We start from the raw sequence: 26,751 nt of genomic DNA on the forward strand, positions 1-26,751 counted from the left end.
GATGCGTCAATAACTGTGTTCGAATCCGGGTGAGCAGCATGTGGTGGAGCAAGCAGAAGTCGCGAGTAACCGAATGTCAGCAGACGCTTGCCGCGCCGATGATCATGTCGCTGGAGCCGCGCATGCTGTTCGACGGTGCCGTTGCGGCAACGGTGGCCGATACCGCTGCCCAGGCTGACAGCCACGCCACGGCGGATGCAGCGAAAACGCCGACGGCCGATCAGCCGGTGGCCAGCAAGGACACCCACGGTCAGGCCGATGCGACACCAGCCGCCAGCCCCGTCGCCGTGCCGGGTCAGAGCGTGGTGTTCGTCGATTCCCGGGTCAAGGACGCCGACAGCCTGCTCCAGGGCATTGCTCCCGGCACTCAGGTGGTGAAACTCGACGCGACCCAGGACGGCTTGCAACAGATCGCCGATTATCTCGATCAGCATCAAGGCGTCAGCTCGGTGCAGATCATTGCCCACGGCAACGCCGGCGATCTGTGGCTGGGCAACAGTTATCTGTCTGCCGACAACGTCGCGCAACGCAGTGCGATCCTCGGCGAAATCGGCAAGGACATGAACGTTGGCGGCGACATTCTGATCTACGGCTGCTACACCGTCGAGGGGGATCGCGGCTTGAGTTTCGTCGACTCGCTGGCGCAGCTGACCGGCCGGGATGTGGCCGCTTCGAACAACCGCACCGGTGTCGGCGGCGACTGGGATCTGGAAATTGCCACCGGCACCATCGAAAGCGCCAACGTCCTGTCGACCAAGGCCATGAGCGAATATCAGTGGGGCCTGGCCACCTGGACCGCGACTAACAACCTCGACTCGGGTGTCGGCTCGTTGCGTACCGCACTGGCGTCTGCGCAAAACGGCGACATTGTCACGTTCAACGCCGGCATGACCGTGCAGCTCAACTCCGAGTTGTTGATCAACAAGAACATCACCGTCGATGGCGATCTGAATAACGACGGCGTGGCTGACGTGACCCTCGATGGGCAATACAAGACCCGTGTGGTGGAAGTCACTTCCGGCAGCACCGTGACACTGGACGGGCTGGTGATTACCAAGGGACTGGTGGCCGGCAACGGCGGTAACGGTGGCGCGGCAGCGGCGGGCGCCATGGGTGGCGGGATTTTCAACGCCGGCATTCTTACGCTCAATAACGTGACGGTGACTGCCAACGCCGCTTCCGGTGGCGGCGGTGGTGGTGGCGTGTCCGGTGGATACTCCGGCGGCGGCGGCGGTGGCGGCGGTGGGATCGGTGGCGGTAACGGTGGCCATGGCGGTTCGACAGGCCCAGGCAACTTGAGCTATGCCGGTGGGGCCGGCACTGCCAATACCGGTGGTTATGGCGGCGGCTACACCCAGAACGACATGGGCGGGCGCGGCGGTACCAACATTGGCGGCGTCGGCGGCAATGGCGCCTCCGGCTACAGTCACGGCGGCAACGGCGGCTCCGCGACCAATGGCACGCTGTCCATTGGTGGCGGCGGTGGTGGTTCGGGCTGGAACGCGGTCGGCGGCGTTGGTGGCAGCGCGGCCGGCGGTATTTACAACGCCTCGACCGGCACCTTGAAAGTCATCGGCACGTCAGTCATCAGCAACAACCTCGCGGCGGGTGGTGGCGGCGGTGGGGGTGGCAGCGGCGGCAACCTTGCCAACGGCGGTGATGGTGGCCGTGGCGTCGGGGCCATCTGGAACAACGGCGGTACGGTATTGATCACCGCTGCCAACGTCGCCGCCATGACCGGCAACGCGGCGGCCAGTGGTGTTGGCGGTCCTTCAAACAGCGGCTCGGCAGGCGCTTCGCCCAGTTCCACGGCTGCGGTTTACAGTACCGGCGGCACGTACAACCCCAACTACGTCGAGCCACCGACCGCGACCATCGTACTGGCGGACAGCGCCCTGAAAATTGGCGAAACCTCGCTGGTGACCATCACCTTCAATACGGCAGTCACCGGTTTCACCAATGCCGACCTGACCATCGCCAACGGCACGTTGACGGCCGTGAGCAGCAGCGATGGCGGAATCACCTGGACCGCGACTTTCACGCCGACCAACGGGATTGCCGACACCACCAACGTCATCACTCTGGACAACACCGGTGTGGCGACCGTCTCTGACGGTACCGTGGGTATCGGAACCACCAATTCCAGCAACTATGTGATCGATACCCAGCGCCCGACAGCCACTGTCGTTGTCGCTGACACGGCCCTGAAAATCGGTGAAACGTCGCTGGTGACCATCACCTTCACTGAAGCGGTCAGCGGTTTCACCAACGCCGACCTGACCATCGCCAACGGTACGTTGTCCGCCGTGAGCAGCAGCGACGGAGGTATTACCTGGACGGCGACGTTTACGCCGAGCGCCGGTGTCACCGACACCACTAACGTGGTCACGCTGGATAACACCGGGATCGCTGATCTGGCCGGTAACGCCGGCAGCGGTACGACCGATTCCAACAATTACGCGATCGACACTGTGCGCCCGACGGCCACCCTTGTCGTCGCGGACACCGCGCTCAAGGCTGGGGAAACCTCGCAGGTCACCATCACGTTCAGCGAGGCCGTGACCGGTTTCACCACCGCCGATCTGTCCGTGGCCAACGGCAGCGTGAGCGGTTTGAGCAGCAGCGACGGCGGGATCACCTGGACGGCGACCTTCACGCCAACCAATAACGTCAGCGATACCACCAACCTGATCACCCTGGACAACACCGGTATCTCCGATCTGTCCGGCAATGCCGGCAGCGGCACCACCGATTCGAACAACTACGCCATCGACACGCAGCGTCCGACCGCGACCATCGTCGTCGCCGACAACGCCTTGAGAATCGGCGAAACCTCGTTGGTGACCATCACCTTCTCTGAAGCCGTGACGGGTTTCAGTAATGCCGACCTGACCATCGCCAATGGCACGCTGAGCGCCGTGAGCAGCAGCGATGGGGGGATCACCTGGACGGCAACCTTCACGCCGACCGCCAACATTACCGATGCCACCAACCTGATCACCCTGGACAACAGCGGGGTCAGTGACTCGAACGGCAATGCCGGCAGCGGCACCACCGACTCCAACAACTACGCCATCGACAACCAGCGCCCGACGGCCACCGTCGTGTTCGCCGACACTGCCTTGAAAATCGGCGACACATCGTTGGTGACCGTCACCTTCTCCGAAGCGGTGAACGGGTTCAGCAACGCCGATCTGACCATCGCCAATGGCACGCTGACGGCCGTGAGCAGCAGCGATGGCGGTGTCACCTGGACGGCAACGTTCACCCCGACCAGCAATATCACCGACGCCACCAACCTGGTGACCCTGGACAACACCGGCATCGCTGACCTGGCCGGTAACGCCGGCAGCGGCACCACCGATTCGAACAACTACGCCATCGACACGCTACGCCCGACCGCGACCATCGTGCTGGCCGATACCAGCCTCAGTGCCGGTGAAACCTCGCTGGTGACCATCACCTTTTCCGAGGCAGTGACAGGCTTCACCAACGCCGATCTGAACATTCCCAATGGCACGTTGACCGCCGTGAGCAGCAGCGATGGCGGCATCACCTGGACGGCGACGTACACGCCCACACTCGGGGTCAACGATACGAGCAACGTTATAGGCCTGAACAACACCGGCATCGCTGACCTGGCCGGTAACGCCGGCACCGGCGTCACCAACTCCGGCAATTTCGTGATCGACACGATGGTGCCGACGGCCACGATCGTGGTCGCCGACAACAGCCTGAGCATCGGCGAGACCACCACGGTGACGATCACCTTCTCCGAGGCCGTGATGGGCTTCAGTAATGCCGACCTGACCATCGCCAACGGCACGCTGAGCGCCGTGAGCAGCAGCGACGGCGGCATTACCTGGACGGCGACCTTTACCCCGAGCGCCAATATCACCGACGCGACCAACCTGATTACCCTGGACAATACCGGGGTGCAGAGCGGGTCTGGCAACGTGGGGGTCGGCACCACTGATTCGAATAATTACGCCATCGACACCCAGCGTCCGACCGCGACCATTGTGGTGGCGGACACGGCGTTGGGCGTTGGCCAGACCACCACGGTGACCATCACCTTCAGCGAGGCGGTGACCGGGTTCACCCTGGCTGACCTGACCGCCGAAAACGGCACACTTTCCGGGCTGAGCACCTCGGACAACATCACTTATACCGCGACGTTTACCCCAGCGGCCGGCATCACCGACACCAGCAACCTGATCACCCTGGACAACACCGGTGTCGTTGACGGGGCAGGCAATGCCGGGAGCGGCACCACCGATTCGAACAACTACGCCGTCGACAGTCAGCGTCCGACCGCCACGATCGTCATGAGCGACAACGATCTGCGCCCCGGTGAAACAGCGACCGTGACCATCACCTTCAGCGAAGCGGTGACCGGTTTCGACAATTCCGACCTGAGCGTCGCCAATGGCACGCTGAGCAACGTGTCGTCGAGCGACGGCGGTATCACCTGGACGGCTACGTTTACCCCGACCATTGGCGTCAGCGACTTCACCAACCTGATCACCCTGAACAATACCGGCATCAGCGATCTGGCCGGTAATGCCGGCACCGGCTCCACCAACTCGGGCAATTACGCGGTGCTGACCGAAGTGCCGACCGCAACCATTGTTGTCGCAGACACCGCGCTCAAGGCCGGGGAAACCTCGACGGTGACCATTACCTTCAGCGAGGCCGTCGCAGACTTCAGTAACGCTGATCTGACCATCGTCAATGGCGCCCTGAGCAACGTCGTGAGCATTGACGGCAGCATTACCTGGACGGCGACGTTCACACCCACCGGCAATATCACTGACACGACCAACGTCATCACCCTCGACAACAGCGGTGTGGTCAATATATCGGGCAACAGCGGCGTGGGCACCACGGACTCGAATAATTTCGCGATCGACACCGCACTGCCCACTGCCACGATCGTGGTGGCCGACAATCGCCTGGGCATCGGCGAAACCACCACCGTGACGATCACCTTCAGTGAAGCGGTGAGCGGCTTTGACCTGTCGGACATCAGCGTCGCCAACGGCACGCTGTCGAACCTGAGCAGCAGCGATGGCGGCATCACCTGGATCGCCACGCTGACGCCGACTGCCAACGTCAATGATGCGACCAACCTGATCGTGATCGACACTGCCGGCGTGCAGGACCTGGCCGGCAACCTCGGTGCGAGCATCGCCATCTCCAATAATTACGTGCTCGACGCGACCCGGCCAACGGTGAGCATCGTGGTCGCCAACCCGACTCTGGGTATCGGCCAGACCACCACTGTGACGTTCACCTTCAGCGAGGCGGTGAGCAACTTCGACCTGTCCGACCTGAGCGTGACCAACGGCGAATTGAGCAACCTGAGCAGCAATGACGGCGGCAAAACCTGGACCGCCATGTTCACGCCAACCGCCAATGTGACCGACCCGAGCAATTTCATCGCGCTCGACACGAGCAACGTCACGGATCTGGCGGGCAACGTCGGCAGCACCGTGGCGGTGTCGAACAACTATGCCCTGGATAGCGAACGGCCGACCGCCACGGTGGTGGTCGCCAATCCGAACCTGGGTGTTGGCCAGACCTCGCAGGTGACGATCACCTTCAATGAGGCGGTCAGCGGTTTTGATCTCTCTGATATCAGTGTCGCCAATGGCACCTTGTCCAACCTGAGCAGCAACGACGGCGGCAAGACCTGGACTGCGACCCTGACGCCAAGCGCCAATGTCAGCAGCGCCAGCAATGCGATTACCGTCAACCGGGGCGGCGTCAGTGACCTGGCGGGCAATAGCGGCAGCGGTGTGAGCCAGTCCGGCAACTACGTGGTGAACACGGCTACGACGCCGACCTTCGTGGTCTCGCCGAATCCACAGTTCCGCAGCAGTGATCCGGTGACGTTCCCCGATGTGCCTTACACCGCGCTGCAACCGATCGTGTTCAGCGCCCCGACGGGCGACCTTGGCTCACCGCTGACTTTTACGCCGTTGTTCGAACAACGGGTGATCGGCAACGGCATCCGCCCCCTGGGCGACATATTCATGAACCACGGTGCCCTGAGCCCGAGTTTCCTTGCTCAGGTGTTCAGCAGCAGTGACAACGTTGGTGACGGCGCCGGCCATGGTTTCCTTGGCTTTGGCGGCGGTGATGGCGGGGTGTTCGGCACCAGCACGCTCTCCAGTCTGTTCAATCAGAACAGCGAGGCCGCGCGTGATTCGCTGAATGCCTTCGGCAGCCATTCGATCAAGGCTGGCGATGTTTCCCAAGGGCTGCGTGGCGTGTTTGGCGCCCCGTCTCTGGTTGAGCAACTGCAGCAACTCAAAGACAGCGAGCAGCACCGGGTCGACAACCTGGCGTCCGCTCTGCAACAGGCCGGCATCAGCGAAATATCGGCCTGACAACACACAACTACTTAACACTGAGCGGGACCTAGGGGCGATCCACGGATGAAAAGAAGTCAGAAGTTGTTCGGCGCCAGCCTGCTGGCGCTGGCGATCAGCGGGTGTGCAGTCACCAGCGAACCGATTGAGCGCAGTGTCAGTGAGCAGCGGGCCAGAACCGACCTGCAAAACATGTACAAGGATCAGGAACCGCTGCGCGGCCCCCTGACGCTGCATCAGGCCATGGCCCGCGCAGTGAAGTACAACCTTGAAGGCCGCTTGAAGATCATGGAGGAAGCGCTGGCCAAGCGGCAGCTCGACCTCGCCAGTTTCGACATGTTGCCGCGCATGGCGCTGGATGCCGGGTATGTGGGGCGTAACAACGTCAGTGCTTCCAGTAGCCAGAGCGTGCGCACCGGCACCCAGTCGCTGGAACCGTCGACCTCGCAGGATCGTGATCGCGAAGTGGCGGATCTGACCATGGTCTGGAACGTCCTCGACTTCGGTGTCAGCTATATCAGCGCCAAACAGCAGGGTGACCAGCGCCTGATCGTGCAGGAGCGTCGGCGCAAAGTGATCAACACCATCGTCCAGGATGTGCGCTCGGCGTACTGGCGAGCGATGGCCGCCGAACGTCTGCTCAAGCAGATCGACAGCCTGATGGCGCGGGTCGACACGGCCCGGAAAAACAGCCAGAGCATGAGCGAGCAGCGCATTGGCGACCCGGTTCAGGCCTTGGGTTATCAGCGCTCACTCATCGAAGCCACGCGGCAATTGGAGGAGCAGCGCCGTGCGCTGTCGCTGGCGAAAACCGAACTGGCCACCCTGATCAATCTGCCGCTGGGCACAAATCTCACGTTGGCCACTGATGATGGTTATCAGGTTCCCGAACTCAAGGTCGATCTGGCGAAACTCGAACAGGAGGCTTTGACCAGCCGTCCGGAACTGCGCGAGCAGGATTACCAGACGCGCATCAGCGCCGCCGAGACCCGCAAAGCCATGCTGCGCTTGCTGCCGGGTCTGGAGTTTTCGGCCGGCGGGCATTACGACAGCAACTCGTTCCTCGTCGAGCAAGGCTGGGCCGACTACGGCGTGAAAATCACCTGGAACCTGTTCAACGTGATCTCTGCTCCGGCGGCGATCAACGTCGCCAAGGCCGGCGAAGAAGTCGCCACTGCACGGCGTCAGGCAATGTCGATTGCAGTGCTGGCGCAGCTCTATGTGGCCAATGCCAACTATCAAGAGGCGTTGCGCCAGTTCAAGACCAGCCAGCAGTTGTCCGACATTGACGGGCAAATCGTTGGCCAGTTGCGCAATCGTCATCAGGCCGCCGGCATTGGTGAGCTGGAGTTGATTCAGGGTGAGCTGAACAACCTGCAAGCCGACCTGCGTCGTGATCTTTCTTACGCCGACCTGCGCAATGCCTACGGCCAGATCTTCGCCAGTGCCGGGCTCGATCCGTTACCGGATCAAGTGCAGTCCACGGACGTGCAGGCGATCGCCAACGCACTGGCCAATCGTGAGTCGGCGTGGGCGGCGGGGGATATCTCGTTGCCAGTGGTGGCGAATGCCTCCGCGCAATGACGTGCTGGCGCCAAGCGCCAGCATCAGCCGTATGCAGCGCGAGGTCCGCAATGGCCATCGCGGTGCGGCCATTCTGCTGACCGGTTTGCCGGCGGCGGGCAAATCGACGCTGGCTCAAGCGCTGCACGCCACGATGTTCGGGTGTGGCTGGCAAACGGTGGTGCTTGATGGCGATAGCTTGCGTACCGGGCTCAATCGCGATTTGGGATTCAGTGACGCGGATCGCCAGGAAAACATTCGCCGCGCCAGCGAGCTCGCCGCTTTGCTGGTGGAAAATGGTCAGATCGTGATTCTGGCAATGATTGCGCCATTGGCCGAACTGCGAGAAATGTTTGCCCAGCGTTTGGGCGAGGACTATCGCGAGGTCTGGTGCAGCGCCTCATTGGCAGTGTGCGAGCAGCGTGATCCGAAAGGGCATTACGCTCGGGCGCGACGGGGTGAGTTGGCCGGGTTTACCGGGGTCTCGGCACCGTATGAGCCACCGTTGCAGGCCTCGTTGGTGCTCGATACGGGTACGCAGACCGTTGAGGCCTGCCTTGATCGTCTGTTGACCTGGCTCGGTGATTGCTCGGTGCTGCCCAAGACATGAGCCGTCCGGCGTATTCGCGACTGCCGGTGCCGGTGGATTTGCCACTGTTGTTACAAGCGCTGGCGGCGATTGCCGAAGACGCCTGGCGCAGTCACTTCAACACGCAATATTTCTCGGGAGACTGGAGCGGCGTGGCGCTGATTTCGGCGGCCGATGCGCTGACCGAATTGTCGCCCGGACGCGGTCAACCGTTACTGCGCGCGCCTTGGCTGCTGGATGAACGCTGGCGCCACGGTCTGCGGGATTTGCCGCTGGACATCGTCAGTGCGCGATTGTTGCGGTTGGGCCCCGGTGGGCGAATTCATGAGCACCGCGACTACGATCTCGCCGAGCCGGACGCCGATGTGCGCCTGCACATTCCGTTGCTCAGTCCACCCGATGTGGATTTCTGGCTCGACGGTCAACGTGTGCCGATGATGGCGGGGCAATGCTGGTTTCTCGATCTGGCACGACCGCATCGGGTGGTTAACCGCGATACCTCGACGCGGGTTCATCTGGTGCTCGATTGCCGGCCTGGCGCCTGGCTTGCACGGATGATTGATGAAGGGCTGCCGAGTACGCCTCCAGCGCAATGGGCCGACACGGCGCTGCAGCGTTTTCAGCGACTGGTCGCTGAGGATGCCTCGCTGTCCTCAACCTTGCGGGCACTCAACGACCCTGAACAGTTCATCACGCGAACCCTCGAACTGGCCGCCGAACAGGGCTTGCCGTTCTCTAGCGAGGAACTGCGCGCGGCGATGCGCCAGGGACGGCGGCAATGGAACGAACAATGGAGCGGCTGAACCTGGACGGCTGGTTACCGGTGCGTGTCTGGCCGGTCGCAGGGCGTTGGCAGGTGGATTGGTGCTGGTTCGGCGATACGCCACTGCATCAGCCCTTTTTTCGCGACGCGGTCGAGGAGGCGTTGCGCCTGCCGTTCAATCAGGCATTTCGTCGACAGACGCCGCTGTCGGCGCTGACCGATTGGCAGGCGCAAAGTCCGGGGGCGCCGCCGAGCGCATTCATTTTGCACGCCTCGCGCTGCGGTTCGACGCTGATCAGCCAGATGCTCGCCCGGCTCGATGACCACATCGTCGTCTCGGAACCACCGCCGCTGGACGCCTTGTTGCGCAGCGATCTGCCGGCGTCTGAACGTCGAGCCGCTATCAGCGGATTGCTCTCGGCTTACGGGCAGCGTCGTCGAGGCGTGGAGCAGCGGTTGGTGATCAAGCTTGATGCGTGGAACATCGGTGAGTGGCCGCTCCTGCAAGACTGTTTTCCTGATACGCCATGGTTGTTTCTGTATCGCGACCCGTTGGAAATCGCCGTTTCCCACCTGCGCCGCCCGGGCATGCACATGGTGCCGGGCATGCTCGGCGACTGCGTGCTGGAGGACGGTTTGCCGTTTGAGGGGCGTGAAGATTTCATTGCCCGGCGCTTGGGTCGATTGCTGGAGGCGGGTAGGACGCAATGCGAAGTGTCAGGTGGGCTGCCCGTCAATTACAGCGAGTTGCCCGGGGCGATGGCAGGGCGATTGGCAAGTTTTTTTCAGTTGAGCGCTGAGCAGCTTCAGCAGGCGTTCGCGGCGACGGCGCAACATGCCAAGCAGCCCTCACGGACGTTCGTCGCCGACAGCGACGAAAAGCGCGGCGCGGCTTCGGCGTTGTTGCACAGGCATGTGCAACATTTCGCGCACGCGCCCTATGAAGCGCTGGAACGCTTGCGTCATCTCAGGACTTGGCCGACAAATCCGCCATCCCCTTGAGTAACTCGATCGGCAGCGGAAAGACGATGGTCGAACTCTTGTCGCCGGCAATCGAACTCAAGGTCTGCATATAACGCAACTGCATGGCCCCTGGCTGACGGCCGAGCATTTCGGCGGCCTGCATGAGTTTTTCCGAGGCCTGCAACTCGCCTTCGGCGTGAATCACCTTGGCCCGTCGTTCCCGTTCGGCTTCGGCCTGTTTGGCGATGGCGCGCACCATCGACTCATTGAGGTCGACGTGCTTGATCTCAACGTTGGCGACCTTGATGCCCCACACGTCAGTCTGGGCGTCGAGCACTTGCTGGATGTCGATGTTCAACTGCTCGCGCTCGGCCAGCAATTCATCCAGCTCATGCTTGCCCAGTACCGCACGCAGGGTGGTCTGAGCCAACTGGCTGGTGGCGGAGAGGAAGTTCTCGACCTGAATGATCGCCTTTTGTGGGTCGAGCACGCGAAAGTACAGCACTGCATTGACCTTCACCGAAACGTTGTCGCGGGTGATCACATCCTGCGGCGGTACATCGAGAACGATGGTGCGCAAGTCGACCCGAACCATTTGCTGAACCACCGGAATCAGCAGGATCAGCCCGGGACCTTTGACTTGCCAGAAGCGCCCGAGCTGGAACACCACGCCGCGTTCGTATTCGCGCAGGATGCGAAACGTCGACGCGGCGAGGGCGATCACCAATAACAGCAGCGCGAAAAAACCGATTTGCAGACCCATGATCACTCTCCGTGTCGAGCCGCGTCAGCCGCGGCGACTTTCAGCAGTAAGCCCTTGCGCCCCACTACGCGTACCGATTGTCCGCTGTGCAGCGGTGTCGCGCTGTGCACCTGCCATTGCTCACCTTGCAGGTGTATCCAGCCGTGATGGGCATCTTCAGTCTGCACCGTGGTTATTGCCGTCACACTGCCGACCAGGCCGGCATCGCCACTGACGGCGTGGCGCGGTCGGGTTTTCAGGGCGCGGATGATCAGCGCAAGCAACAGCAAAGCGCTGACCAGACCCAGACCGATCATCATCGGCACCGGCAAGTCAGCATTGCCCAGCATCAGCGCGCCAATCACGAACATGATGATCCCGCCCAGACCAATCACGCCGTAATTGGGCAGTGCGGCTTCGGCAATCAGAAAAACGATACCGAGGGTGACCAGCCAGAGGCCGATCGGGTTGACCGACGACAGTGGAACATCGGCGGCGATCGCCGAGCTGCTCAACAGCAGTAACCAGAGAAACGCACAACATCGACTGTTCACGTGACCCTCCGGGCGCGTCATGGGTGTGCTTCTTTGAGTCTAGTTGAGCCTTGAACTGGTTGAATGTTGATCAGTGTGCGGATGTGTCCAGTGAGCGGATTTTCCTGCGCCTGCAACTCGCCGAACTAGACTCAAACACACCGCTACAACCGTTCCAATGCAGCGCCGAGGTGCATCAGGCCGGGAGTTGAGTCATCAGGTTTTGTGGTGTTCGCGTTGGCGCTTTCGCGCGCAAGCCCGCTCCCACAGGTGACCGCGACCCCTTGGATGCCGCTCGCGAATAATCGCCCGGACACCATGTTCCCAAGGAGTTCCCCCATGGAAAGCCCCACCCATAGCCTGCCATCCCTGTTCAAACAACTCGGCCTGGACAACGACCCCGTCAGCATCGACCAATTCATCACGAGCCATTCTCCGCTCAAACCCGAATTGCACCTGGCAGACGCGTTTTTCTGGACCAAGAGTCAGGCTGATTTTTTGCGCGACGAAATTCTGGACGATGCCGATTGGGCGGAGGTGGTTGATCAATTGAATGTGTTGTTGCGTACGGGGCGGTAGGCCTGACCGAAGGGTGATCACTTCCTGCCGGATGGATGCCAGCCGATGTTTACGAAGCAATGATGGAACGGCTTGATGATTTGGAACTGGCAGAAATCATTCGCTCCGAGATCAATTGAAAAAAGAAGCTCGCCGAAAGATTGGCGCTGCCGAGAGTCCCGGCTGATGCACTCCACGGGATGCCCAACTGTTACAAAATCAAACTCAAAACGTCGGGTTACCGTTTGGTCTATCAAGTAATCGATGAGCGAGTTGTCGTCGCTTCAGGTCAGCGTGAGCGCAGCAGAGTTTACGAGAAGGCCCAAAAACGCTAACAGGTCCCCACCTCGTCGTTTCTCTTCGGCTGACAATCACTTTGTTTCAAAACTTGACTGAATTTCCCTCGCAATGCGATATTGATAGTTAGCAAACTAACAGTGTGCCTTGTCCCGTGCCCGATACCCTCGACGCTCTCCAGATGAACATCAGCAGTGCCATGGTGGTGGCCGCCAGGCATTGGCGCAAGATCTGCCAGACCACGCTGGTCAACTATGGAATCTCCGAAGCCTGCGCCGTCCCTTTATTGATGATCGGGCGTTTGGGTGAGGGTGTGCGTCAGGTGCAGGTGGCGCAGGCGGCCGGGATGGAGAGCCCGTCGCTGGTGCGTCTGCTCGATCAGTTGTGCCAATCGGGTTACGTGCGCCGCACCGAGGATGTGCAGGATCGCCGCGCCAAATGCCTGAGCCTGACCGACACCGGTCGTGAGCTGGTGCACGCGGTGGAAGTCGAACTGGTGCGCCTGCGTCACGAAGTGCTCGACGGGATTGATCAGAGCGATCTGGAAGCTACGCTTCGGGTACTCAGGGCTTTTGAGGCGGCGAATCCGCCGCTGGTGGTCAATTCTTGAACGGTTTTTTCTCAGGCATTCCGCCGACCCGCGACTGGTTCTACGGAGTTCGTACTTTTGCCGCGTCGATGATCGCGTTGTACATCGCCTTGCTCATGCAAATGCCGCGTCCGTATTGGGCGATGGCCACGGTGTACATCGTCTCCAGCCCGTTCCTCGGGCCGACCAGCTCCAAGGCGTTGTACCGTGCAATCGGTACCTTTCTCGGCGCAGCGGCGGCGGTTTTTTTCGTGCCGATGTTCGTGCAGAGCCCTTATGTGCTGGTAGTCGTCATCGCGCTGTGGACGGGTATTTTGCTGTTTCTATCCCTGCATTTGCGCACCGCCAACAGTTACGCGCTGATGCTTGCCGGCTACACCTTGCCGCTGATTGCCTTGCCGGTGGTGGATAACCCGCTGGCGGTGTGGGATGTCGCACAAGCACGTACCGAAGAGATTTTCCTCGGCATTGCCGTCGCCGCTGTGGTCGGCGCGATGTTCTGGCCACGCCGCTTGGCGCCGGTGTTCAACGATGCCGTCGGTAAATGGTTCATCGATGCGACCAGCTACAGCCTGAAGTTTCTCAGCCGCGACGTGCAGCCTGAAGCAGTCACGGCCCTGCGCATGGCCATGGTGGCCAATTTCAACAGCCTGGAATTGATGATCGGCCAGTTACCCCATGAAGGTTCGCTGCCGCAAACCGTGCGCAATACCAAGGAACTGCGCGGGCGCATGATCCATCTGTTGCCGGTCATCGACGCCCTCGAAGATTCGCTCTACGCCCTCGAGCGGCGCACCCCGGAACTGGCAGAACAGTTCGCGCCGCTGTTGGCGGCGACCCGTGACTGGCTCGCTCACCAGGACGCCGATCTGCAACGCTGGCAAGCCCTGAAAGACCAGCTCCAGGCCCTGCAACCGAGCACGCAGGCGCTGGAGGATCGCAGACAATTGCTCTTCTCCAACGCGATCTATCGCCTCGGTGAATTCATCGATCTGTGGCAAGACTGCCGCAGTCTGCAGGCGGCGATTGTGTGTGAGCGTCAGGACAGCTGGCGCGCGGTGTATCGCCACTGGCGCCTCGGTCGCCTGACGCCGTTTCTTGATCGCGGGCTGATGCTCTATTCGGTGGCCTCGACCATTCTGGCGATCATCGTCGCTTCGCTGCTGTGGATTCTGCTGGGCTGGCCGGACGGCGGCAGCGCAGTGATTCTGGCGGCGGTGGCGTGCAGCTTCTTCGCCTCGATGGACGACCCGGCGCCGCAGATCTACCGGTTCTTTTTCTGGACGGGCATGTCGGTGCTGTTCGCCAGTCTGTATCTGTTTCTGATTCTGCCCAACCTGCATGACTTCCCGATGCTGGTCCTGGCGTTTGCCATCCCGTTCATCTGCATCGGTACCCTGACGGTGCAGCCGCGTTTCTACCTCGGCATGCTCCTGACGCTGGTCAACACCTCATCGTTCATCAGCATTCAGGGCGCTTACGATGCGGACTTTTTCGCCTTCGTGAATTCCAACCTGGCGGGGCCGATGGGCCTGTTGTTCGCGTTCATCTGGACGCTGGTGGCGCGCCCGTTCGGCGCCGAGCTGGCGGCCAAGCGCCTGACCCGTTTCAGTTGGAAAGACATCGTCGACATGACCGAGCCGGCCAACCTTGCCGAACACCGCAAGTTGGGCGTGCAGTTGCTCGATCGCCTGATGCAGCACCTGCCGCGTCTTGCCCTCACCGGCCAGGACACCGGCATCGCCATGCGTGAAGTGCGCGTGGGTCTGAACCTGCTCGATTTGCTCGCCTACACCCCACGGGTCACCGGCGTGCCGAAGGCGCTGTTGCAGCAAGTGGTGGTCGAGGTCGGCGAGTACTTCCGCGCCTGCCTCAAGGCTGGCGAACGCCTGCCGGCGCCGAGTCCGTTGCTGATGACCATGGACCGCACGCGCCGTGCACTCAATGGCCACGGCGACGAAGAAACCCGTTTCCACCTGTTGCACGCCTTGAGCGGTCTGCGTCTGGCGCTGTTGCCCGGCGTCGAATTCGTTTCCAGCGCCGAGCCCGAAGAACCGTTGCCCGATGGAGCGCCCCTATGATTGGTGATCTGGACATCAGCGGCATCTTTCTGCCGACCTTGCTGGTGTTGATGGGCATCACGTATGTGCTGTTTTTGCTGGTGCATGGCGTGCTGACACGTCTGCACTTTTACCGTCTGGTCTGGCACCGGGCATTGTTCAACGTGGCCCTCTACGCCGTGCTGCTGTACGGCGTGGACTCACTCAGTCGATACCTGATGACATGAAAAAACCGTTTTTGACCATCGGTCGCGTGGTACTGACCCTGCTGATCGTGACTTTTGCCGTTGTCCTCGTCTGGCGCATGGTGATGTATTACATGTTTGCGCCGTGGACCCGTGACGGCCACATCCGTGCCGACATCGTGCAGATTGCCCCGGACGTCTCCGGGCTGATCCAGCAGGTCGAGGTGAAAGACAACCAGTTGATCAAACGGGGTCAGGTGCTGTTCAGCATCGACCAGGATCGATTCAAACTGGCCCTGCGCCAAGCCAAAGCGGCCGCCGCCGATCGCGAGGAAACGCTCGCGCAAGCACAACGCGAAGCCAAGCGTAATCGTGGCCTGGGCAACCTGGTGCCGGCTGAGCAACTGGAAGCAAGCCAGTCTCGCGTGGCCCGTGCGCAGTCGGCACTGGCCGAAGCGCGGGTGACGGTGGACAGCGCCCAGCTCAACCTCGACCGCTCGGTAATCCGCAGCCCGGTGGACGGTTACGTCAACGACCGGGCGCCGCGTGCTCAGGAATTCGTTACCGCCGGGCGTCCGGTGCTGTCGGTGGTCGACAGCAACTCGTTTCATATCGACGGCTATTTCGAAGAGACCAAACTCGACGGCATCCATGTCGGCCAGTCGGTGGATATCCGCGTGGTCGGCGACCGCGCCAGGCTGCGCGGGCATGTCGAAAGCATCGTCGCCGGCATCGAAGACCGTGACCGCACCAGCGGCAGTAACCTGCTGCCCAACGTCAACCCGGCGTTCAGTTGGGTGCGCCTGGCGCAGCGGATTCCCGTACGTATTGCCTTTGATGAGGTGCCGGCGGACTTCCGCATGATCGCCGGGCGTACCGCCACTGTTTCGATCATCGGCGATCAAAAACAGGAGTCCGCGCCATGAACAGGGCCCTGCTGATCGCAGGCTTGGGCGTGATGCTCTCGGCCTGTCAGATGGTCGGGCCGGACTATCAGGTGCCCGAGGACGCGGCGGTCCAGCGCAAGGATTTTCAGGGTGAATTGGCGGTGGCCGGCAAACCCGTGGTGTCGGCGCCGGTGCCAGCGCACTGGTGGCGGTTGTACAAGGATCCGCGCCTAGATCAACTGGTGCAGCAAGCCATGGCCTCCAACACGGATCTGCGCGTGGCGGCAGCGAACCTTGCGCGGTCTCGCGCTCAAGTCGACGAGGCCGAGGCCGCGGGTGGCTGGAGCGCCGGGGTGAAGATGGGCGCACAGCGTTTGCAGGAATCCGGTCAGGCATTTTTGCTGCCAGAGAAAGTGCCAGTGGCCAACGTCGCCGACATAGGCCTCAGCGCTTCGTATCAGTTTGACCTGTGGGGCACCCTGCAACGCGGGATCGAAGGCGCGAAGGCCAATGCCGATGCGACTCAAGCCGCTGCTGACACCGCACGGATCACATTGGTGGCCGACGTGGTTCGCGCCTATACCCAGGTTTGCGCGGCCAATGAAGAGCGAGAAATCGCCCAGCATTCCCTCGACTTGCAATCGCAAAGCACCACGCTGACGCAGCGCTTGCGCGATGCCGGGCGTGGTGATGAAACCCAGGTCACCCGCTCGCAAACCCAATTCAAATCCTTGCGCGCTGAAATGCCGCGTTATGAAGCAGCGCGTCAGGCCGGGCTGTTTCGCCTGTCGATGCTGCTGGCCAGACCGGTCGATCAGTTGCCGGCCGGCACCGCGACCTGCGCCGAGTTGCCGAAAATCGCCCAACGGGTGCCGGTCGGCGATGGCGCCGCGCTGCTCAAGCGCCGCCCGGATATTCGTCAGGCGGAACGGCGTCTGGCGGCCTCGACGGCCGGGATCGGCGTCGCCACGGGCGAGTTGTACCCGGACATCAGCATCGGCGCGACCATCGGCACTGTCGGCATCATCGACGACTTGGGTGATCCCTCGACCAACCGCTGGGGCTTTGGCCCGTCGTTGAGCTGGAAGGTGCCGACCAACGGCGCCCGCGCGCGCATCCGCGAAGCCGAAGCGGCGGCGCAAGGCGCACTGGCGCATTTCGATGGCGTGGTGCTCAACGCCATCCGCGAAACCCAGACGGGCCTTGCGCAGTACAGCGCTGTGCTGCAACGCCGTGACGCGCTGGCCGATGCCGCGCAGTCGGCGAAACGGGCCGCCGACCAGACACACCGCTTCTTCCAGGCCGGCCGCGAGTCGTTTCTCGCCGACTTGCAAGCGACCCGCACCTACACCGATGTCACCGCGCAACTGGCCGCTGCCAACACGCAAGTCGCCATGAGCCAGATCGATTTGTTCCTCGCCCTCGGCGGCGGTTGGGAAAGCGGACGAACGCAAGCTTCAAGCCCGAGCAAACCCTGAGGCCATAGCTATGCTTTGAAGTGTTGAAAGGGCGCCCCGAGCAAAGCGCCCCTTCAGCGCACATCGCTAGCGCTGGTCTAGGGGAAACCAATAATGAAAAACCCTTACGCTCTCGGCTTCTGGTGCGCCCTCGCAGCGTTGGTGCTGCTCTCGGCCACCTATTTCTACGGCATCATGCTGGCCCACCAGATCGACAAGGCCATGGTTTTCCTCGACAGCGCCGTGGCGCTGATTGCGGTCATGGCAATCGTCGTGGTGGCGTGGGCGTCGGTCCAGGTTCAGCGGGTCAAAAAAAGACAGCTTGAACAGGGCAAGACGCTGGTGCTGATCTGGGACACCAAAGTCGCCCTGCGCCGGGTCGAAACCGTGTTCGACCGGTATTTCTGGGGCAGCTACTGGCAGCCCGGCCGCACCTTCGCCGAAGTCATGGGCGAACTCACCGGCACGCCGCTGGAAAAAAGCCTCGAAGCGCTGAAAAAGCAGTGTCTGGAACTCGACAAGCAGATCGACAGCGAGGGCTGGCACTGGCTGAACAATGCCCGTGAACTGTCCGACGTCGCCACCGCCATGGCCCGCGAGCGCTATCAACTCGACTACTGCGACCCGCGCGCCGATGGGCCGGGCGGGGCGGTGATCGATCGGGACTTTGAAGTGCTGGTGTACACCTGGACCGCACGCCTCAAAAGCTTTGATCATCAGCTCGATGAGATCGAGGTTCAGTATTCCTGATCTGTCGTTGAATGATCTGGCCTCTTCGCGAGCACGCCCGCGCCCACAGGAGATGTGTGCTCAGCACCACGCTCCTGTGGGCGCGGGCGTGCTCGCGAAGGCGGACCGAGCAGCACTGAAACTCTCCCGGCTTGCCAGCTGTCCACACTCCCCATAGACACTCTTTAACCTTTAAACATTGGGCCATCATGCGCCCCAGTGCTAATCTCCACCCCTCATTTCAGCGGAGTCGAGCCGCAACCCGGTCACGGGTTCAGGGAAGACGACCCCACTTTCAGCCACGGAAATCGATCAGGTCATTCATGAATAAATCAGCAGGCGTGCTACTCGGAATTGTTGTTGCCATCGGCGCGATCAGTGCAGGCGGGGCCTGGTACACCGGGACCAAGATCGAAGGCGTGTTGAACAACGCCGTCACCAATACCAACAAAGAGCTGCAAACCGCCATGGCCGGCTCCAACGGCACGATGTCGCTGGAACTGGTGTCGCTGGAGCGTCACACCTTCACCAGCACCGCGCACTATCGCCTCAAAGCCGAAGGCGAAATGTTCGGCGATGCGCCGGTTGAATTGCTGTTTGTCGATCACCTCGAGCACGGCCCGCTGCCTTTCTCGCGTCTGGTGTCGCTGAAATGGTTGCCGGTCATGGCCACCAGCAATTACGAACTCGAAAAGAGTCCAGCCACTGAAAAATGGTTCGCCGCCACCAAGGGCGCCGCACCGCTCAAAGGCGTGACCAACATCGGCTACGACGAATCCACCACCAGCACTGTCGACCTGTTGCCACTGGAAATCGCTCTGGATGATCAGTCGAGCCTGAAATTTTCTGGCCTGACCATGGACATCTCCGCCAGCGCCCAAGCGCAGAAGGTCAAGGCTGACGGTTACATGGACAGCCTGAAACTGGTCTCTGTGGCTGAAGATCAGGCGCCGGTGCAGATCGAACTCAACGGTTTGACCCTGGCCAGCAACCTCACCAAGAGCAGCTACGGCTACTACACCGGCAGCAACACCCTGGAACTGTCCAACAGCAAAACCACCTTCGGCGCCAAGCAATCGGTGCTCGGCGTGAAGAACTTCGAAATGAAGAACTTCACCGAGGAAAACGGCAGCAATGCGGCCGGCCGTGCGGACTACCAGATCGGCGAAGTCACCCTCAACGACAAGAAAATCGGTTCGGCCAGTATGGCCATGAGCCTGAAGAACCTCGACATCCCGTCGACGATGTCGCTGATGCAGGTCTACCAGACCAAATTGCAGCCGTACGAAAAAGCCGCGGCCGAAGCGGCCGCTGCTGGCCTGCCGGCACCTGAGCTGAATCTGACCGAAGCCGAATCGGCCCAGGTCAAAGCCGACTTGCAGAAATTGCTGGCCGCTGGCCCGCAAGTGGCACTGGAAAACCTGTCGCTCAAGACCGCCAACGGTGAGAGCCGCGCCAATCTGGTGATCGACCTGACCAAGCCGCAGTCGATGGATCTGCCGCCGGATCAACTGGCCAGACAGTTGATCGCGCTGCTCGACCTCAATGTCACGGTGTCCAAGCCGATGCTGGTCGATCTGCTCAGCGTACAGGCGCAGCTTGATGGTCAGACCGACGCCAAAGCCATCGTCGATGGGGCCAGCGGCACCGCCGACATGTTCTCCGCCATGGCCGTTGGTTCGCAATTGGCGACCGTCGATGGCACCAACGTCGTGACCAAGCTGCATTACGCCGCCAATCAGGTGGAATTCAACGGCCAGAAGATGACCGTTGAGCAGTTCGTTGGCTTCCTGATGAGCAAGTTCGCAGGCGTCACGCAAGTGCAGTAATACTGCGCTCTAAATAGCAACGCCCGGCCTCTGCATTGCGCAGACGCCGGGCGTTTTGCTGTCTGGCGTTTGGCTTTTCGGCATCCCGGCTAAGCCGTTCCCGTGAATCTGAACAATTATTGTGTTCTGAATCCTGGTCCATGCTTGCGTGCAAAACTGCCCGACTGAGCTTGGCTGAGTGTTTTTCACCCAGTCTCCGTTACGAATTGGGCAAAAAGGGCATGACGACCCGGCTGGCCATGTAAGGATGCTGACGAATGCCGCGTATTGATGGTCCTGTATTACATCGTGGTCTACGCCCCTGGATTCGAATCGCGCTCTGTAGCCAGTTGCTGTGGCCGGCGCTGGCGCTTGCCGACACTGAGTACGATCAACGGGTGCTCGATGCTCGTGCGGGGCATTACACGCCTGCGCTGACCGTGCTGCGTCAGGTGCCGCCGGGTCTGGCAACCACTGGGCAGATCAGCGATCACCTGCAAATTGCCGGTTGGGCCGGGCTCGACGCCGAAGTGGTCAAGGTTTATGAAACCCAGGGCCGCGACCGGGTACTGCCGATTCAGGCGCTGACCGCCACCGCCCGTGCTTATCGCAACCTCAAACGTTGGGATCAGGCCACTCAGGTCTATAACAAGGCACTGGCGCTGGAGCCGGACAATGCCGACCTGCAACTGGGCCTGGCCTTGACCCAGGCTGACGCCGGCAAGCCCGATGAGTCGGTCTCGCGCGCCAAAGCGCTGGTGGCCGCCAAACCCGACGACCCGTCACGCCGCCTCGCCCTGGGCTATGCCCTGACCCGCGCCAACAAACCTTACGACGCCCTGTTTGAATACGATCAGGCGTTCATTCGCGCCGGCAACAAACCTGAAGTCGCCCGCGAATACGTGGTTGCGCTGCAAAAGGCTCGTCTGCCGGAGCCGGCGCTGCGGCTGGCCCATCAGCGTCCGGGTCTGATCGATCCGGTGACCCTGCGTCGCCTCGAAGGCGATCTGGCCGCCGAGCGCGTGCGTCTGGCGGAGTTGGCCACCCGCAGCGAAAAAGAACGCTATGTGATCGCTGACCGGGCGTTGGCCGATTACGACAAACTGCTCGCCACCTGGACACCGGACGCGACGGCTCACGACGACGTGATCCGCTGGCGCATCGACCGCATGGGCGCGCTCAAGGCGCGGGCGCGTACCGCAGACGTCATTGCTGAATACGAAAAGCTGCAAGCCGAAGGCGTGACGGTGCCGACCTATGCCCAACGCTGGGTGGCGTCGTCCTATCTGGATCAACGCGAACCGGAAATCGCCACTGACCTCTACCGCCAAGTGCTTTCGGCACCGGACGCCGATGTCGGTGATCGCCTGGAAGACACGACCGCGCTGTATTACTCGCTGCTCGAAAGTGATCGCGCCGATGAAGCCCGAACCGTGGCCGAGGATGCAGCCAAGTCTCAGCGCCCGCGTATCGAGCTCAAAGGTCTGCCCATCGGCAACCCCAACGACGAATGGATGGATGCCCAGCAACTCGCTGCGCAGGCCGGCACTTACGCATCCGATTTGCCCCATGGCGAAGAGCGTTTGCAGGTGCTGGTCGGGCAGGCGCCGGGCAACATCGGTTTGCGTCTGGCCCAGGCTGATTTGTACCTGGCCCGTAACTGGCCGCGCCGCGCCGAGAACCTGCTCAAGGAAACCGAGGCCATGGCGCCGCGCAATATGGGCCTGGAAATCGCTCAAGCCCAAACCGCGATGGAGTTGCAGCAATGGCGGCAAATGGATGCGCTGACCGACGACGTGATCGAGCGCTTCCCGGATAACCGGCAAGCACAGCGCCTGGCCCGCCAGCACGACGTGCATGACATGGCCCAGTTGCGTGTCGAAAGCTATGGTGGCAAGGCTTACGGCGGCAACAGCGGCGATACCGGGGCGGTTGCCGGCAGCAAGGATTTCGGTATCGAAAGCACCTTGTACAGCCCGCCGATCGATGAAGACTGGCGCGTGTTTGCCGGGGTCGGCTATGCCACCGGCGACTTCGCCGAAGGCACCGGTCATCACCGTTTCCAGCGTGTGGGTCTGGAGCGGCGCAGCCGTGACATGAGCCTGGAAGCCGAGGTTTCCAATCACGCTTATGGTTTCGGCGACAAACTCGGCGCACGACTGGCGATTGCCCGCGATATCAACGACCACTGGCAGTATGGCGCCAGCCTCGAATACCTGTCGGCGCAAACCCCGCTGCGGGCCTTGAACAGCGACATCACCGCCAATGGCGGCAGCGGCTTCATTCGCTGGCGTGCCAATGAAAGTCGCGAGTGGCGCCTGTCCGTCAGCCCTTCGCACTTCAGCGATGGCAACAACCGGGTCGAAGCCTTGCTGACCGGGCGTGAAGGTCTCTACAGCGCACCGAACGTGCAGGTCGACGCCGGTCTTGAGGTCGGCACCAGCCACAACTCCAACTCCGCAGACGTGCCGTACTTCAACCCGAAGGCGGACTTCAGCGTCATGCCGCTGCTGAACGTCAATCATGTGCTCTACCACCGCTACGAAACCTCGTGGAGTCAGCAGTTCCAGGTCGGGGCAGGCACTTACAGCCAGCGCGACCAGGGCACCGGAGGCATGGCGTTGCTCGGTTATGGCCAGCGCTATGCCTGGAACGACGTATTCGAGGTGGGAGGCATGTTGAGTGTGATCAACCGGCCTTACGACGGTGACCGGGAATCCGATTTGCGTCTGCTCGTCGACCTCACTTTCCGCTTCTAGAAGAGTTTGAAGATGCCTTTGACTTCGCGTTTCATCCTTCTGCTGGGGGTGCTGCTGGTCAGCGCCTGTGCCCAGCAAGCCCCGGCGTTCGCCCCGCCGTCCGAGCGCCCGGTGGCGGCCAGCGAAAAGCCGTGGCCGAAAAATCACGTACTCGGTATCGCCTATCACGACGTCGAGGATGTCGACCCCGATCAGGCCGTGGTGGCGGTGCGTACCGAGCGCCTGATCGAGCAACTCGCGTGGCTGCGGGAAAACAATTACCAGCCGGTTACGGTCGATCAGATCATGGCTGCACGCAAGGGCGGGCCGCAGTTGCCAGCCAAGGCCATCCTGCTCAGCTTCGACGACGGTTATGCCAGTTTCTACACCCGTGTGTTGCCAGTGCTGCGCGCCTACAACTGGCATGCGCTGCTGGCGCCAGTCGGCACCTGGCTCGATACACCGCTCGATCAACCGGTGGATTTCGCCGGCACGCCGCGTGCTCGCTCCGACTTTCTGACCTGGGATCAGGTGCGCGAAATCTCGCGCTCCGGGCTGGTGGAAATCGCCGCCCACACCGATGCCAGCCACAAAGGCATCCTGGCCAACCCGCAAGGCAACCTGCAGCCTGCGGCGGCTACCCGGGGCTATAACCCTCAGACCAAACGCTACGAAACCGAGGCCGAATTTCAGGCGCGAATTCGCACCGACGTAGCGGCCATCACGGAAAAAATCCGCAAGGTCACCGGCCATAAGCCGCGTGTCTGGGTCTGGCCTTACGGTGCGGCAGACGGCACGTCGCTGACGGTGGTCGATGAACAGGGCTATCAGATGGCCCTGACCCTGAACGACGGCCTAGACAGCCTCGACAACCTGATGAGCAGCCCGCGCTTTTTGGTCGCCTCTGACCCGGATGGCGAACATTTCGCCAGCAGCGTCGTCGAGGTGCAGTCCGATGCGGTGATGCGGGTGGTGCATGTGGATCTGGACAACGTCTACGACCCGGACCCGGCGCAGCAGGAAATCAACCTCGGCAAGCTGATCCAGCGCATGGCCGACATGGGCGCCAATACCGTGTTCCTGCAGGCGTTCGGCGACCCGAAGGGCGATGGTCTGGTGCACTCGCTGTACTTCCCCAACCGCCATCTGCCCATGCGTGCGGACATTTTCGACCGCGTTGCCTGGCAACTGCGCACCCGCGCGAATGTGAAGGTCTTCGCGTGGATGCCGGTGCTGAGTTTTGGTCTGGACTCAAAACTGCCGCGCGTGACCCGTTGGGACCCAAAAACCGGCACCACCTCGGTGGACCCGGATCAGTATCAACGCTTGTCACCGTTCGACCCTGAAGTACGACGGATCATCGGTGAAATCTACGAGGACGTGGCGCGCCTGACGTCGGTCGACGGCATTCTCTATCACGATGACGCGGTGCTCTCGGACTTCGAAGACGCCAGCCCGGCGGCGCTCAAAGTCTACGCGGCCAACGGCTTGCCGGGCTCGATTGCAGCGCTGCGTGATGATCCGGCTGCCATGCAGCGCTGGACGCGTTTCAAGAGCCGCTACCTGATTGATTTCACCAACGAGCTGACGGCCAAGGTTCGCGCCATTCGCGGCCCGCAGGTGAAGACCGCGCGCAACATCTTTGCCGAACCGATGCTCAATCCCGAGAGCGAAGCGTGGTACGCGCAGAACCTCGACGACTTCCTCGCCACCTACGACTGGACGGCCCCGATGGCCATGCCACTCATGGAAAAACAGACTCAGGCGCAATCCGGGCCGTGGCTCGAAGCGTTGGTCGACACGGTCAAGGCCCGTCCCGGCGCACTGGATCGCACGGTGTTCGAATTGCAGGCACGGGACTGGACGAAAAAGGACCAGGCCGACATCGACAGCCAGCAATTGGCTGACTGGATGAGCCGTCTCAAACGTCAGGGCGCGACCAGTTTCGGTTACTACCCGGACAACTTCCTCGACAACCTGCCGGAGCTGAAAACCGTCCGGCCCGCGTTCTCCAACAAATGGAACCCATGACATGCTGGATAGACTGTTAGCCCTGCTTGTTCTGGCGCTTGTTCTTGGCGTGCCGCTGGGACTGATTTTCCTCGTCACCGGGCAGTTCCTGATGGACTTCGTGTTCTTCTACCCGTTGTTCATGTCGGGGCTGTGGATTGCCGGTGGCCTGTATTTCTGGCTGCACTGGGAACGCCACTGGCCCTGGAAGGACGACACGCTGCCGCCACCACTGGCCGGCGAGCCGCTGATCTCGATCCTGATCCCTTGCTACAACGAAGGCGACAACGCCGCCGACACCATCCATGCGGCGCTGGCCCAGCATTACCCGAACATCGAAGTCATCGCGATCAATGACGGCTCCAAGGACAACACCGCCCAAGTGCTCGACCGGCTGGCCAAGGAAGACCCGCGATTGCGGGTTCTGCACCTGGCAGAAAACCAGGGCAAGGCAGTCGCCCTGCGCATGGGCGCTATCGCCGCGCGCAGCGAATATCTGGTGTGCATCGACGGTGACGCGCTGCTGGCGCCGAACACGGCGGCCTATCTGGTGGCGCCCATGCTGGATAACAACCGCCTCGGCGCGGTCACCGGCAACCCACGGATTCGTACACGCTCGACGCTGGTCGGGCGGGTGCAGGTGGGTGAGTTCTCCTCGATCATCGGTTTGATCAAACGCACGCAGCGGGTATTCGGGCGGATCTTCACCGTGTCGGGTGTGATCGTCGCGTTCCGCCGCACCGCGCTGCACCGGGTCGGTTACTGGAGCCCGGACATGATCACCGAAGACATCGACATCAGCTGGAAGCTGCAACTGGACCACTGGAGCATCTTCTACGAGCCGCGCGCACTGTGCTGGATCCTGATGCCGGAAACCCTCGCTGGTTTGTGGAAGCAGCGTCTGCGTTGGGCCCAGGGCGGCGCCGAGGTGCTGTTCAAGAACATCCGCGGGATCTGGCAATACCGCCATCGTTATCTGTGGCCGCTGTTGTTCGAATACTGCTTGTCGACCGGTTGGGCGTTCACCTTCCTGCTGTCGGTGATCTTCTGGGGTGTCGGCAAGTTCGTGGTCATGCCCGAAGCCATCGCCGTGGATCACCTGATGCCGCCGGCGTTTACCGGGTTGTTGCTGGCCTTCGTCTGCCTCGTGCAGTTCGCCGTCAGCATCATCATTGATCGGCGCTACGAACCGGGGCTGGGCAAAACCATGTTCTGGGTGGTGTGGTACCCGATTGCGTTCTGGCTAGTCAGCTTGCTGACCACGCTTGTGAGTTTCCCCAAGGTGCTGTTTGGTCAACATCAGAAGCGTGCGCGCTGGGTCAGTCCTGATCGGGGTATCAAACCGATCGGGGACGATGAAGAGGAGGTTATCAAATGAAAATCATCCGGACTCGCCAGCGGCCGTTTCTGGTCGTGGTCGATGCATTCTTTACCGTTATTGCCTGGATTGGTCTGTTGTATCTGATGGTGCGAGGGTTGTGGCCGCTGATCGAAAGCCACGAAGGTGCGCCGCGGATCGATAGCTCGGCGTTTGATGCGCTGGCCACCTTGCAGATTTATCTGTGGGTGGCGGTGGTCAACGCGGTGATCCTGATCGCTTGGGCGCGTTACCAACAGCGCAAAAGCCGCGGTTTCGCTCAACGCCGTTTGCCAGCGCCGGTGGCCGATGACGAGGGGTTGAGCAAGAGCTTCAAGCTGTGCGACGAGCGTTTGCAGAAGCTGCGTACGCCCGGGGTGATGACCATTCACAACGATCAAGAGGGTGACGTGAGCAACGTGGTGCTGAACTTGCGGCCGGTGGAACTGGCGGAGCTGCCGCCACCCTTGGCGCCGTTGGAGCACCCGCGCGTGATCTTTCTGCATGCCGAGGACGACGACAATCGTCAGCGGCTGAGCCCATGAG

The 26,751-nt window shown here is 61.6% G+C and carries 19 protein-coding genes and 2 pseudogenes; 19 read left to right on the forward strand and 2 right to left on the reverse strand.

All coding sequences use genetic code 11. The annotated features are described in order from the left end of the window. Nucleotides 1-38: 38 nt before the first annotated feature. The 5 genes from ACIOWA_RS06650 to ACIOWA_RS06670 are packed head-to-tail and all read left to right on the forward strand — an operon-like array spanning nt 39 to nt 10,294. The gene (locus ACIOWA_RS06650; RefSeq protein ID WP_401158874.1) at nt 39-6,395 is read left to right on the forward strand and encodes an Ig-like domain-containing protein; all 6,357 of its coding nucleotides are present in this window, start codon (nt 39-41) and stop codon (nt 6,393-6,395) included. Nucleotides 6,396-6,443: 48 nt separating this feature from the next. Beyond that, nucleotides 6,444-7,961: a TolC family protein gene (locus ACIOWA_RS06655; protein ID WP_339431636.1), complete on the forward strand. Its 1,518-nt coding sequence runs from the start codon at nt 6,444-6,446 to the stop codon at nt 7,959-7,961. Then, the gene (gene cysC / locus ACIOWA_RS06660) at nt 7,945-8,550 is read left to right on the forward strand and encodes an adenylyl-sulfate kinase (RefSeq protein WP_401158876.1); all 606 of its coding nucleotides are present in this window, start codon (nt 7,945-7,947) and stop codon (nt 8,548-8,550) included. The genes ACIOWA_RS06655 and cysC overlap by 17 nt, the downstream gene beginning before the upstream one ends. Further along, nucleotides 8,547-9,332 carry an aspartyl/asparaginyl beta-hydroxylase domain-containing protein gene (locus ACIOWA_RS06665; protein WP_401158878.1) on the forward strand — a complete coding sequence of 262 codons (786 nt, stop codon included), beginning with the start codon at nt 8,547-8,549 and terminating at the stop codon, nt 9,330-9,332. Before cysC ends, ACIOWA_RS06665 begins: the two co-directional genes overlap by 4 nt. Next, entirely contained in the window at nt 9,320-10,294 is a 975-nt protein-coding gene (locus ACIOWA_RS06670) for a sulfotransferase family protein (protein WP_401158966.1), read from the forward strand. Before ACIOWA_RS06665 ends, ACIOWA_RS06670 begins: the two co-directional genes overlap by 13 nt. Here the strand turns inward: ACIOWA_RS06670 and ACIOWA_RS06675 are convergent. After that, nucleotides 10,260-11,018, reverse strand: a complete 759-nt coding sequence (locus tag ACIOWA_RS06675) for a slipin family protein (RefSeq protein ID WP_339431633.1) — start codon at nt 11,016-11,018, stop codon at nt 10,260-10,262. The genes ACIOWA_RS06670 and ACIOWA_RS06675 overlap by 35 nt on opposite strands. Nucleotides 11,019-11,020: 2 nt before the next feature. Further along, nucleotides 11,021-11,551 carry an NfeD family protein gene (locus ACIOWA_RS06680; protein ID WP_401158880.1) on the reverse strand — a complete coding sequence of 177 codons (531 nt, stop codon included), beginning with the start codon at nt 11,549-11,551 and terminating at the stop codon, nt 11,021-11,023. Nucleotides 11,552-11,869: 318 nt separating this feature from the next. Between ACIOWA_RS06680 and ACIOWA_RS06685 the strand changes: the two genes are divergently transcribed. The 14 genes and pseudogenes from ACIOWA_RS06685 to pgaD all read left to right on the forward strand — a co-directional run bounded on the left by ACIOWA_RS06685 (nt 11,870) and on the right by pgaD (nt 26,750). Further along, the gene (locus ACIOWA_RS06685; RefSeq protein WP_339495756.1) at nt 11,870-12,109 is read left to right on the forward strand and encodes a DUF2789 domain-containing protein; all 240 of its coding nucleotides are present in this window, start codon (nt 11,870-11,872) and stop codon (nt 12,107-12,109) included. A gap of 35 nt (nt 12,110-12,144) precedes the next feature. After that, nucleotides 12,145-12,216 (forward strand): annotated as a pseudogene (locus ACIOWA_RS06690) (antitoxin); the annotation flags it as partial. Continuing rightward, nucleotides 12,207-12,423, forward strand: a pseudogene (locus ACIOWA_RS06695) (type II toxin-antitoxin system RelE/ParE family toxin); the annotation flags it as partial. The pseudogenes ACIOWA_RS06690 and ACIOWA_RS06695, both read left to right, overlap by 10 nt. A gap of 143 nt (nt 12,424-12,566) precedes the next feature. Next, nucleotides 12,567-12,995 (forward strand): MarR family transcriptional regulator, encoded by a 429-nt coding sequence (locus ACIOWA_RS06700; RefSeq protein WP_339431666.1) that lies wholly within the window; start codon nt 12,567-12,569, stop codon nt 12,993-12,995. Further along, nucleotides 12,992-15,055: an FUSC family protein gene (locus ACIOWA_RS06705; protein ID WP_339431630.1), complete on the forward strand. Its 2,064-nt coding sequence runs from the start codon at nt 12,992-12,994 to the stop codon at nt 15,053-15,055. Before ACIOWA_RS06700 ends, ACIOWA_RS06705 begins: the two co-directional genes overlap by 4 nt. Beyond that, entirely contained in the window at nt 15,052-15,261 is a 210-nt protein-coding gene (locus tag ACIOWA_RS06710) for a DUF1656 domain-containing protein (RefSeq protein ID WP_027611129.1), read from the forward strand. Before ACIOWA_RS06705 ends, ACIOWA_RS06710 begins: the two co-directional genes overlap by 4 nt. Further along, nucleotides 15,258-16,145 (forward strand): efflux RND transporter periplasmic adaptor subunit, encoded by an 888-nt coding sequence (locus tag ACIOWA_RS06715; RefSeq protein ID WP_401158884.1) that lies wholly within the window; start codon nt 15,258-15,260, stop codon nt 16,143-16,145. The genes ACIOWA_RS06710 and ACIOWA_RS06715 overlap by 4 nt, the downstream gene beginning before the upstream one ends. Next, nucleotides 16,142-17,584 carry an efflux transporter outer membrane subunit gene (locus ACIOWA_RS06720; RefSeq protein WP_401158886.1) on the forward strand — a complete coding sequence of 481 codons (1,443 nt, stop codon included), beginning with the start codon at nt 16,142-16,144 and terminating at the stop codon, nt 17,582-17,584. The genes ACIOWA_RS06715 and ACIOWA_RS06720 overlap by 4 nt, the downstream gene beginning before the upstream one ends. Before the next feature lie 93 nt (nt 17,585-17,677). Then, a complete protein-coding gene (locus ACIOWA_RS06725; protein ID WP_221730958.1) occupies nt 17,678-18,313 on the forward strand; it encodes an NADH:ubiquinone oxidoreductase subunit N in 636 nt (211 codons plus the stop codon). 302 nt (nt 18,314-18,615) lie between these two features. After that, nucleotides 18,616-20,121: a YdgA family protein gene (locus ACIOWA_RS06730; RefSeq protein WP_401158888.1), complete on the forward strand. Its 1,506-nt coding sequence runs from the start codon at nt 18,616-18,618 to the stop codon at nt 20,119-20,121. 257 nt (nt 20,122-20,378) lie between these two features. Continuing rightward, nucleotides 20,379-22,859, forward strand: a complete 2,481-nt coding sequence (pgaA, locus tag ACIOWA_RS06735) for a poly-beta-1,6 N-acetyl-D-glucosamine export porin PgaA (RefSeq protein ID WP_401158890.1) — start codon at nt 20,379-20,381, stop codon at nt 22,857-22,859. Nucleotides 22,860-22,871: 12 nt separating this feature from the next. Beyond that, nucleotides 22,872-24,869 (forward strand): poly-beta-1,6-N-acetyl-D-glucosamine N-deacetylase PgaB, encoded by a 1,998-nt coding sequence (gene pgaB, locus ACIOWA_RS06740; RefSeq protein ID WP_401158892.1) that lies wholly within the window; start codon nt 22,872-22,874, stop codon nt 24,867-24,869. A 1-nt stretch (nt 24,870) separates the two neighbouring features. Beyond that, entirely contained in the window at nt 24,871-26,226 is a 1,356-nt protein-coding gene (gene pgaC / locus ACIOWA_RS06745) for a poly-beta-1,6-N-acetyl-D-glucosamine synthase (RefSeq protein WP_339431624.1), read from the forward strand. Further along, the gene (gene pgaD / locus ACIOWA_RS06750; RefSeq protein ID WP_401158894.1) at nt 26,223-26,750 is read left to right on the forward strand and encodes a poly-beta-1,6-N-acetyl-D-glucosamine biosynthesis protein PgaD; all 528 of its coding nucleotides are present in this window, start codon (nt 26,223-26,225) and stop codon (nt 26,748-26,750) included. The genes pgaC and pgaD overlap by 4 nt, the downstream gene beginning before the upstream one ends. Nucleotide 26,751 lies beyond the last annotated feature (1 nt).

This window comes from Pseudomonas sp. NPDC087614 (assembly GCF_044743485.1).
Lineage (GTDB): Bacteria > Pseudomonadota > Gammaproteobacteria > Pseudomonadales > Pseudomonadaceae > Aquipseudomonas > Aquipseudomonas baetica_A.

Excerpts from the sequence above, each read along its gene's own strand:
- pgaA (WP_401158890.1), top strand. The coding sequence starts at position 20,379 with ATGCCGCGTATTGATGGTCCTGTATTACATCGTGGTCTACGCCCCTGG.
- pgaB (WP_401158892.1), top strand. The coding sequence starts at position 22,872 with ATGCCTTTGACTTCGCGTTTCATCCTTCTGCTGGGGGTGCTGCTGGTC.
- ACIOWA_RS06650 (WP_401158874.1), top strand. The coding sequence starts at position 39 with ATGTGGTGGAGCAAGCAGAAGTCGCGAGTAACCGAATGTCAGCAGACG.
- ACIOWA_RS06670 (WP_401158966.1), top strand. The coding sequence starts at position 9,320 with ATGGAGCGGCTGAACCTGGACGGCTGGTTACCGGTGCGTGTCTGGCCG.
- ACIOWA_RS06675 (WP_339431633.1), bottom strand. The coding sequence starts at position 11,018 with ATGGGTCTGCAAATCGGTTTTTTCGCGCTGCTGTTATTGGTGATCGCC.
- pgaD (WP_401158894.1), top strand. The coding sequence starts at position 26,223 with ATGAAAATCATCCGGACTCGCCAGCGGCCGTTTCTGGTCGTGGTCGAT.
- ACIOWA_RS06730 (WP_401158888.1), top strand. The coding sequence starts at position 18,616 with ATGAATAAATCAGCAGGCGTGCTACTCGGAATTGTTGTTGCCATCGGC.
- pgaC (WP_339431624.1), top strand. The coding sequence starts at position 24,871 with ATGCTGGATAGACTGTTAGCCCTGCTTGTTCTGGCGCTTGTTCTTGGC.
- ACIOWA_RS06710 (WP_027611129.1), top strand. The coding sequence starts at position 15,052 with ATGATTGGTGATCTGGACATCAGCGGCATCTTTCTGCCGACCTTGCTG.
- ACIOWA_RS06725 (WP_221730958.1), top strand. The coding sequence starts at position 17,678 with ATGAAAAACCCTTACGCTCTCGGCTTCTGGTGCGCCCTCGCAGCGTTG.
- ACIOWA_RS06715 (WP_401158884.1), top strand. The coding sequence starts at position 15,258 with ATGAAAAAACCGTTTTTGACCATCGGTCGCGTGGTACTGACCCTGCTG.
- ACIOWA_RS06655 (WP_339431636.1), top strand. The coding sequence starts at position 6,444 with ATGAAAAGAAGTCAGAAGTTGTTCGGCGCCAGCCTGCTGGCGCTGGCG.
- cysC (WP_401158876.1), top strand. The coding sequence starts at position 7,945 with ATGCCTCCGCGCAATGACGTGCTGGCGCCAAGCGCCAGCATCAGCCGT.
- ACIOWA_RS06685 (WP_339495756.1), top strand. The coding sequence starts at position 11,870 with ATGGAAAGCCCCACCCATAGCCTGCCATCCCTGTTCAAACAACTCGGC.
- ACIOWA_RS06700 (WP_339431666.1), top strand. The coding sequence starts at position 12,567 with ATGAACATCAGCAGTGCCATGGTGGTGGCCGCCAGGCATTGGCGCAAG.
- ACIOWA_RS06665 (WP_401158878.1), top strand. The coding sequence starts at position 8,547 with ATGAGCCGTCCGGCGTATTCGCGACTGCCGGTGCCGGTGGATTTGCCA.
- ACIOWA_RS06720 (WP_401158886.1), top strand. The coding sequence starts at position 16,142 with ATGAACAGGGCCCTGCTGATCGCAGGCTTGGGCGTGATGCTCTCGGCC.